This is a genomic window from Leptospira haakeii (assembly GCF_002812045.1).
GTDB lineage: Bacteria > Spirochaetota > Leptospiria > Leptospirales > Leptospiraceae > Leptospira_B > Leptospira_B haakeii.
This window is the reverse complement of record NZ_NPEG01000011.1, coordinates 116,255-125,306: the sequence shown is the minus strand read 5'-3', so window position 1 is coordinate 125,306 and position 9,052 is coordinate 116,255. Positions and strand designations below refer to the sequence as shown.

The window sequence follows — 9,052 nt, the reverse complement described above, 5'->3', positions numbered from 1 at the left end:
TTTACCGAATTCAAAACCCCTTTTCATTCCAACAATTCCTCCGAAATTCACTTCACCTAAGTTGATTATGACAATTATACGTTTTCAGGCGGACAAACCCGCCGTACCAAACGGATTTTTTATTACTAAATCCGCATGAAAAACACGCTTTTGCAAAATTCTTTGCCGAATATTTGAAAAACATGTCCTGGAACGGACGTTCCCAAAAAAATAGGGAATCTGTCGATTTTTTTCAGTGGCGGGTACTAAAAATTTTACCAAGGACTCGTAAAAGCCAGCCCTTAAGGAGGAGATTCGTTAAGCGAAGTAACCATTTGGGGGAACGTTAGGAGGTCTAATGAGTTCTTCTCTTATACCCCCGATGGGATACGCGGACATAGATGAGGTACGTTGGATTATACTTTGATAAAAGTCGACTTAGAGAATGCGATGCTCTAAGTTTTGAAATTTTACTCGCTCGCCCAATTCATACTTTTCTAAAATTATATTTCTCTGCTTCCGAATTCTGAATATATACCGGGAAGTATAGTCGAGAGATGATTGAATTCGATCTGATCATGAAGGAACTGCTCGTATGCAATTCTCTCACCTCCCATTCTTCTTTTAATCCCTAGTTTCGCTGCAATATTATCTAATGGAATAGAGGCACCGAAGATACGAAGCTTTGTATTGTGTCCGATCCAATATCGGCTCCTTTGCTCTATTCCTCTCTCCGTCTTTCGTGCCAAGTGAATCATCGTAACTGCTTCTAGGCGAGGAAATCTGAAGCTCACACGAGCGCAAGCGTGTCCGACAATCCCAGCAGCTTCGAACCGACTCGTATCAAAACCGAGTTCGGAAGGATCAAGAAATCTGATCGCAATCTTAACAAGATCGGGACCGATATATTCGTCTATATTATGTGTATTTCCGATATAACGTTGTTCGGGAAGTAGACCGGGTCGAGTCAGAACTTCACGATTTACTGGACGAGCAGAGACATGATTGTGCGGATACCAAAGTGTATACCGAGCCGATTCAACGGAATGCCACCAGAACCACCATTTATACATGTCTCCAGTGCATCCCGGAAAATCCACGAGGCTGGTTACATAAGCAGTCCCGTCTGATAATTCACAATATCCATTTTCAACAGAATGATATCCAGGATCGAGTAACGAATTCAAACTCTTAGGATCGGGTTGTAAGGCATCGAAAGAATTCATCGGGCTACCAAGTAAGGGAATAATATCGTCCGGCAACCTAAGATCTCCGTTAAAATAATGCCGATATTCTTTATCTGCGATCAACTTTTGGTTTTTTGCAAACTGGTATTGGGTGGGAATCGGAAAGTAAGTAACAGGCTTCATAAACTAGATCAAGATCTAGTTTCCATAAAGCGTCAATCTATATTTTAGACCACGATCTAGTTTTAGAAGGAAGAGATACTTCTCGCGATATCGGAAAACGTTTTTAATGAAGCGGCAGTTTTTGCGGAAACTTGGTCCAATTACAAATATTCTCCCTTAATATTTGCCTTAGAAATCGGAATCATAATCTTCGGAGTTCCAAAAGAAGAATGTTCTAAAACGATCAAAAAAGCATTAGCTATCTTAAAGGATAGAAAGCCGGAAATCGACAAACTGATAGGATGGTATTCGTAACTTCGCTGAAGGAAACCATAGAGTTCTAAAAACTACTTTTGCTGTCAATCCGAGAGCGCGGGAGAAGGAGCGGTTCGGATTGAGAGGAAGGGATCCTTATCTCAGAACATCGTTCAGAAGTTTACCTAACATCTGATCTTGAGTCTGAACAGTTTTCTGATTCGCCTCGTAAGAGCGGTTAACTTCGATCATTTCCACCATTTCAGTCACGACACTTACATTAGAAGCTTCCAAATAACCTTGTAGAAGATTCGGTTCTTCTTCCAAAAGAAAAGGTCTTGGTTCGCCTGACTCAGGAGTATCATTATAGAAAGAGTCCCCTTCTTTATCTAAGTGACGAGGATTTTCCACAGTGCGGATCTTAATACGATCTAAAAGAACAGGAGTTTCAAATTTATTTTTATCCGTACCCGTAGAATTGCGAGGATCGTTACCGATCTCACCGTTAATCCAAACTTCTCCATTCTCTCTAACTAAAAAATTACCCCGAGCAACTTTGATCGGACCATTCTCGCCCATTAGAGGAAAGCCTTGAGGAGTTACCAGATAACCATTCGTATCCAAAACGAATGCACCGGAACGAGAAAGCCTTTCCCCTCTATTTGTCAAAATACTGAAAAAAGCAGGATGTTCCGTACCAGGCCTATCTTGCAACATCATGTCGAAAGGATTGTCTGTCTTCTTCACAGCACCTTGTTCGAATCTTGTATAAATTTCATTTACCTCGGCACCTAATCCAAGTTTGCCGACCACTGGAGCAGTGTCGAACGAGCCCATCGGAACCTTGCCAACACCATCTTCACTAAATCGATGGATCAAAAGTTCAGGGAAAGTTTTGAACAACGTTGTGTCCCTTTTGAATGCGGTCTTATCCACGTTCGCAAGATTGTTAGAGATCACGTCCATGCGCGTCTGTTGTACGATCATCCCGTTGGATCCGGTGTACATTCCTCTTAACATTCTACTTTCTCCTTCTCATTTTAAGGATCGGAGTTTTTCAAAAATCCCATTACGCTTTTGAAGACATAAAAAGAAAAAATAAGAAGGAGTTCCTACCCAATGAGCTTGGCCGCCTCCCGCCCGTCGGGCGGGACCGGGCTGCTACGGATTCGGCGAGCCCGCCTCATCCCACCTTCGGTGGGACAAGCCCTTCGCATCCCTGGCGGAACAGTGATTCAGAAATTTCATTCTAAATTAGGCCAACACAGAATCCAGAATCTACATTCCATCCCAAATATGCGCGAACTTGAGTTGATAATTTGAAAATTTTCTGATATAGAGCGTGGAAGCAACCTCCCACGGGCCCTCCTCCTCCACCCAAACCGGGGCGGGGGCCGGTTTCCACAAACCTGTTGGAGTTCCTACAAATAAGGGGGATTTTGTCTCATTCCCAAAAAACCTTTGACATCTCTTGTTCTGAGCACTATCTATCCAGAGGATGAAGAAAAAAGGGTATTTTCTCTCCTTAGGAGCCGGCAAAAACCAGGTACCCTTAATCTCTGCAGCGAGAGCCCTCGGCTTAGAAGTTGCCGCAGTAGACAAAAACGATAGGGCTCCAGGTTTCGCCATGGCGAGCCTGCGGATCATTGAATCTACCTTCGAATATAGAAGGATCTTAAGAGCCGTCGCCGAAAATCCTCTCCCCACCCCAATCATAGGGGTCGGAACAAGATCCTTTGGCAAAGCAACTTATAGCACAGCTTATCTTGCAGAAAAATTAAAGCTGAAATATGCAAGTACAGAATCTGTATTAAAATTTTCTGATAAACAAATTTTGAAGGAGACCTTGGCCCCGAAAGGGATCAGGGTCCCAAGAGAGATCCCAGCTTCTGAGATCAAAGCAAAGTCAAAATCTTTTCCATATCCTTGGATCTTAAAACCCAGCCAAGGTAGTGGTAAGTCAGGCATCCAACTTGTTGAATCCGATTCAGATCTGAAATCACTTTCTAATGTATTATCCCCCAAAAAACAACCTAAGGCAAAAACCACAGCTAATTCTCCTCATCCGGAAACCTGGCTTTTAGAAGAATATATTCCAGGTCCTGAATATACTGTTTTGGGATTAGTGGATGAATCTGATTTTCATCTTGTGAATATTTCTTTGAAGGAAACTTCTTCTTTTCCTCCTTTTTTAGAAGCTGCTCATAGACTTCCTTTCCCTAAATCGGAATTAGAAGGTGAGATCAAGATGTTATGCAGAGCGATCGTCAAGGCAACCGGTCTGAAAAACTGCCCTTTTGTAGCTGAATTTAGATCGGATGAAAACGGGGATCTTGTATTGATTGAAGCCGCTCCGGAAGTTGGCGGAGAATATCTGGCCGATGTTCTTGTACCTGGTTATTCCGGTTACGATTATTTCACTAATTTAGTTAAACTTTTAGTGGGAGAACCGATTATTCCCCCTCCTTCTAGTTTAGAAATTCCTAAAAAACTAAAATCTCAAGTTCGTTTTGATATTCCGCCTCGAGGTGTTTCCGTTCTAAAATCCTGGGAAAATTTTCCCACAGGTTATGGCGAAACAATTCTTCTGAACCAAAATTTAAAAGAACCCGGTTCTAAACTGGACACTTCTTTGGGAAACGAAACAAGGACAAGAGTTCTCTGTTTAAGATCGAAAGGGTCTTCCTCTGAAGAAGAATGGAATGGTTCCGTTAAAAATCGTTTGAAGGCGGAATATGAAGCCCGCTGATCATCCTTCCAAAGAAGTTTGGGAAACTCATTATACCAGACCTAAAGCAAAACTTTCTTATCCTGATGAAAACTTGGTCAGAATGATCTCTAAGTTCCCACCCTCTTCTCCTTCTCCCAAAGCGTTGGATTTTGGAACTGGTTCAGGAAGGCATTGTGTTCTCTTAAAGGATTTTGGATATGAAGTTTATGCTGCGGATTACAGCGAGAATTCTGTTCAGTCCGTTAAAGAATCTTATCCTTGGGTGCAAACTTTTCTTCTGAATTCTCCCCCTTATCCCTTTACTGATGAAAAATTTGATCTTATTGTAAGCTGGGGAGTCCTACATTATAATTCTCCGGATCTCGCAAAATCCATGTTAGACGATACTTTTCGTATTCTAAAAAAAGGTGGCTATCTTGCTGCTTCTGTAAGAGCGGAAGGTGATACTCATCTCAAAGCAGAAAAAGGTAAAATAGGAACTGCGGATCTTGCAGGTGGTGCGACATGGTTTTATTCCAAAGAAAACGTACAGGCTCTTCTAAAGGATTTTTCTTCTTTTGAAATCGGTTATACGGAGAGAACTCCATTAGGAAAATTGGATGAGAGGATTTGTCATTGGATCTTTCTCGCCCAAAAGTAATCTATGAAGAATGTCCTCTTAATGGGGACTGCAATTGGGAACCTTTATACAGATCCGAATTCGGTAATTTCGACCTTTCTATCCAAATTTGTAAAACTTGCGGATTCCAAGCTCAATTTCCAAGGCCAGAACCAGAATCATTATATACGGAAGAATATTATACGGGTGATAAAGGATTTACCTATAGAGACGAAAGACAGACCGAAAAATTCGATCGGTATGTTTGGTTTGCTCGTTTAAAAAATATTTCCAAATTCAAATCCTCGGGAAACTTCTTAGATATTGGCTGTTCTTTCGGCGGCTTTTTAGAATGCGCTAAAGAAAAAGGTTTTGTGCCATATGGTGTGGAAATTTCCCCCTTCTCCTCCAAACAAGCCGAAGAGAGAGGTTTTAAGGTTTGGCAAGGTCAATTCTTAGACGCAGATCTTCCTGAAAATTTTTTTGATGTGATCACACTCATCGAAGTCATAGAACATTTAGAAAATCCAAAGGAAGTATTCAATAAACTTACAAGGGTCCTAAAGCCCGGAGGATTACTTCTCATACAGACTGCAAATTTTGATGCCTGGCAGGCAATCGAAGCAGGCAAAAATTATCACTATTATCTTCCAGGCCATGCGTATTATTATTCTGCAAAAATTCTTCGGAAAATTCTTGCCATAAGAGGATTCGAAAGACAGATTACTTACCTCGGAGTGGACTTCCCTCTTTCCGCTAAACTTTTAAAATCAAGGGGAAGTTTTTCAAGCTGGAAGGATTATTTGAAATGGTTTCGGATCTCTTTCTACCATTTCAAAAGTAAACTTTCCAAAAAAGGAATACCACTCACTTCTTCCATGGTGCATTACGCGATTAAGAAATGAATTCTCATCCGAATACAAAGTATAGTAGATTTTTTGATTATATTCCGGACGCAGGTTTAGGAAGAAAACTGAACTTTACAGTCCGAGTTTTGGCTGCGTCCGCATATCGTTTTGTCAAAGACGAATGCCTTATCAAAGCTTCGGGTATTTCTTATACTACAATCGTCTCCTTGATCCCAATGCTTGTTGTGGCACTTTCTCTTTTGACAATCACTTCTGGGCTGGACAATCGTAAGGAAGAAATATTCGATAAAATTAATGCATTTTTTCTAGTCAGTAATATCAATTTAGATATTAATCCCTACTTGGATACCCTGGGAGAATTGATCGATGCTGCTAGACAGATCGGCGCAATCGGTTTTATTCTTTTAGTATTCTCTGCAACTACCGTATTAAGATCCTTAGAAAATTCCTTTAACTCCATCTGGAGGATAGAAGAAAAAAGATCCGTTCTACAAGAATTCGTATTTTACTTTTTTGTTCTTTCTATCGGCCCCCTACTTCTCGTGATCGGAGATAATCTAGCCAAAAAAGTAACCGATGTGTTCCGTCCTTCTCATTATCTGAGCATGGACAAGGATCCGGAAAATCATATCTGGATCGCAGGTGAGAATGGTACACTTTTCCGAATGGATTCCGGCCTTAAAAAAGATTACTATTTGGATGAGAAGGACATTGATCTTAAAAATATCCGCTGCTTGGACACGTTCGGAGTTCGTGTAGACTTCTGCGAAAAGCCTGATATCTCCAAAGAAAATTTTGTCAGAGTTTCCGTTAAAGACGGAAAAGTATATGCGCTTTCCGAAAAAGGATTATTCCTTTCCAAACCTATAGATGGCTCAGTATGGAATGCTATCTTCTTTGATAATTCTAATTTTAAAGATTTTGAATATATCAACGAAGGGAATTTTTATCTAATTTTTTCCAACGGAGAAGTCCTACATTTTTTCACTCAGGGAAGAAGTTACAAACCGGTATTCACAAATGTACTTAAAATCCGAGCGAATCGTGTTTATTTTCCGGAACCTTATCTGGGCTACATCGTAGATGAAGACGGAAATGTTTGGAAAAGTGAAGACGGTGGTTATACATGGAACGCAACCAAGATCACAGGTCACGGCTTAAAAGATATCCATCGTATCCGGCCCGGAGAATTTTTTGTAACAGGAGAAAGAGGTTCCGTTTTCAAAACGGAAGACGGTGGTTATTCCTGGAAAAATCTCAGTCATAAACGATATACATTTACTAAAGTCTGGTCTATAGAAAACGAAGAATCCGCTGACATCTTCCTTTTAGATGCTCTTGGTAATATTTTAGTCTCCATAGACGGAGGAGAACATTGGAATACTTTTTATATCCCTGCAAAAGGTAAAGTATTCGCCTCCGGATTATTGGACAGAAGTGAGAATGGAAGATTCAGACTATTGAATATAGGTGAATACAGAAAAATCAGTCTCTCGGAATATAAGGATGTCAAATACGAGACAATCATCCTACAAGGAGGAGAATCAGTATTCTCACCTTATAATATTCTAAAATTCTTCTTTCCTCTAATAGGGATCTGGCTATTTTTCTTGGCATTATTCACGTTGATCCCGAACACAAAAGTCCCGATCAGGGCATCTGCCTGGGGAGCAGGTTTTACAAGCGTGATCTTTTTGATCTTCTTATATGGATTTCAGGTGTATATCACATCCTTCTCCGAAACCACAATGATCGTATATAAGGCACTCGCCTCGATTCCTATCTTCCTAATAGGAGTTTATTCATTATCGTTGATTGTTCTATTCGGAGCAGAAGTTACGGCCTGCGTACAGTATCCGGAAAGGTACTACGCGCCTTTCCAATTAATAGAAGAACATCATACTTCTTTTAGTTACGAATTCAGAAAGTTAATCGGAGTTTTAAAAGCGGTCTACTCTGTTCAAAAAGAAAGTAAGATAGCTCCTCGAAACGGGGATCTTGCAATCAAATCGGGACTTCATTCGGAAGAAATCCCAAGGCTTACTAAAACATTATCCGAAGTAGGACTTTTGGTGGAAACAAATGAAGGAGGAGCCTGGTTACCTGTGGTTTCCGGTGAAGATTTGACTCTCGGAGATTTTTATCGCAGGATACCCGAACCGCTTTTAAAGGAAGATCCCTCCTTTCATGTATATCCGGACAAGGTTCGGGAAAAAATGGATAAAGCAGAAACTTCTCTACAAAAAGATCTGGATGCGATTAGTTTTAGAGATCTGATAGATTAAATATAGCTAACAGATCAGAAACATTTAAAATTTCCTAAGGAAGAGTAAATACTACGCTGGGTTTTCCTTCCTTAGGAACCACAATCCTTACAGACATCCCTTCTTTAGAATCCACAAGTACACTTCCCCTTATCTGCAGAACTAAACTTTCCACAAGTTTCATCCCGATCCCTTCTGTTTGGTTGGCTGGACCTTCGATTCCTTTCCCTGAATCGGAAACGAGCAATATTAAATTTTTATCATCTTGTTCTAATCGAACTGAAATTTCACCGTTTTCACCTTCACAAAATGCATGTTTCAAAGAGTTTGTAACGAGTTCATTCAGGATCAGGCCAAGAGGCATCGCTGTGTCCGGATCCAATTTGATATTCTTATCGATTTCTATATTAACTGAAATTTTGCCGGATTTACTTTTATAAGTATTTTCCAGATTCTGAATTACCGGATCTAAAATAGAATCTGCCCCGATTTGCAAAAGATTATTAGAATCATAGATAATTTGATGGATCTTTGCTATAGATTGGATCCGATTTTGTGCAATCCTTAGCGCTTCCGAAATATTTTCATCTTCCTTATTCGCTCTTTGCATGGAAAGAAGACTCGAAACTATTTGTAGATTATTATTTACCCTATGATGAATCTCGGTAAGTAGTAACGCTTTTTCTCTAAGTTCATTTTGTATTCTTTTTTGGTCCTTCTCTCTTTTTGTCTGTTCTCTATGCATGGAGTCCACGTATAAGAAAATCAAAAGGAACATCACGAAAAGGTCCTTAGCAAAACCCTCGTAATCATCCAAAATATCGCTGATACCTGAGTGTTCCAAAAAATTGGAAACACATACGAAAAAACCCGTTAAAAGAGCTGCTGCAGCAAATATTCCGGGCCCAAACATAATACGATTTTTTAATATACTTTTGATCAATATAGTTAAAGAAGCCGCATATAAGAAAAAAGTCGCTAAACTCATTGTAGATATAACGTTCATT

General features: G+C 40.1%; 7 protein-coding genes. 4 read left to right on the top strand and 3 right to left on the bottom strand.

What is annotated here, in order from left to right; all coding sequences use genetic code 11:
* Positions 1-482: 482 nt before the first annotated feature.
* On the bottom strand, positions 483-1,349 hold the full coding sequence (locus tag CH377_RS15380) for a DAPG hydrolase family protein (RefSeq protein WP_100724638.1): 867 nt from the start codon (positions 1,347-1,349) through the stop codon (positions 483-485).
* 390 nt (positions 1,350-1,739) lie between these two features.
* The gene (locus CH377_RS15375; RefSeq protein WP_100724637.1) at positions 1,740-2,603 is read right to left on the bottom strand and encodes a flagellar hook-basal body protein; all 864 of its coding nucleotides are present in this window, start codon (positions 2,601-2,603) and stop codon (positions 1,740-1,742) included.
* Between the two features lie 478 nt (positions 2,604-3,081).
* Here CH377_RS15375 and CH377_RS15365 point away from each other — a divergent pair, with 478 nt between their 5' ends.
* Genes CH377_RS15365 through CH377_RS15350 form a run of 4 tightly spaced genes read left to right on the top strand, consistent with a single transcriptional unit; the run spans position 3,082 to position 8,066 of the window.
* The gene (locus CH377_RS15365; protein WP_100724635.1) at positions 3,082-4,332 is read left to right on the top strand and encodes an ATP-grasp domain-containing protein; all 1,251 of its coding nucleotides are present in this window, start codon (positions 3,082-3,084) and stop codon (positions 4,330-4,332) included.
* Positions 4,319-4,954 (top strand): class I SAM-dependent methyltransferase, encoded by a 636-nt coding sequence (locus tag CH377_RS15360; RefSeq protein WP_100724634.1) that lies wholly within the window; start codon positions 4,319-4,321, stop codon positions 4,952-4,954. Before CH377_RS15365 ends, CH377_RS15360 begins: the two co-directional genes overlap by 14 nt.
* Positions 4,930-5,817, top strand: coding sequence for a class I SAM-dependent methyltransferase (locus tag CH377_RS15355; RefSeq protein ID WP_165780491.1), 888 nt, complete (start codon positions 4,930-4,932; stop codon positions 5,815-5,817). Before CH377_RS15360 ends, CH377_RS15355 begins: the two co-directional genes overlap by 25 nt.
* Complete coding sequence (locus tag CH377_RS15350; RefSeq protein ID WP_100724632.1) at positions 5,814-8,066, top strand: YhjD/YihY/BrkB family envelope integrity protein; 2,253 nt, start codon at positions 5,814-5,816, stop codon at positions 8,064-8,066. Before CH377_RS15355 ends, CH377_RS15350 begins: the two co-directional genes overlap by 4 nt.
* Positions 8,067-8,100: 34 nt before the next feature.
* On the opposite strand, the gene CH377_RS15345 is transcribed toward CH377_RS15350, so the two are convergent.
* Positions 8,101-9,051 carry a sensor histidine kinase gene (locus CH377_RS15345; RefSeq protein WP_100724631.1) on the bottom strand — a complete coding sequence of 317 codons (951 nt, stop codon included), beginning with the start codon at positions 9,049-9,051 and terminating at the stop codon, positions 8,101-8,103.
* Position 9,052 lies beyond the last annotated feature (1 nt).

Coding starts and splice junctions, on each gene's coding strand:
- CH377_RS15365 (WP_100724635.1), top strand. CDS start 3,082: ATGAAGAAAAAAGGGTATTTTCTCTCCTTAGGAGCCGGCAAAAACCAG.
- CH377_RS15380 (WP_100724638.1), bottom strand. CDS start 1,349: ATGAAGCCTGTTACTTACTTTCCGATTCCCACCCAATACCAGTTTGCA.
- CH377_RS15345 (WP_100724631.1), bottom strand. CDS start 9,051: ATGAACGTTATATCTACAATGAGTTTAGCGACTTTTTTCTTATATGCG.
- CH377_RS15360 (WP_100724634.1), top strand. CDS start 4,319: ATGAAGCCCGCTGATCATCCTTCCAAAGAAGTTTGGGAAACTCATTAT.
- CH377_RS15375 (WP_100724637.1), bottom strand. CDS start 2,603: ATGTTAAGAGGAATGTACACCGGATCCAACGGGATGATCGTACAACAG.
- CH377_RS15350 (WP_100724632.1), top strand. CDS start 5,814: ATGAATTCTCATCCGAATACAAAGTATAGTAGATTTTTTGATTATATT.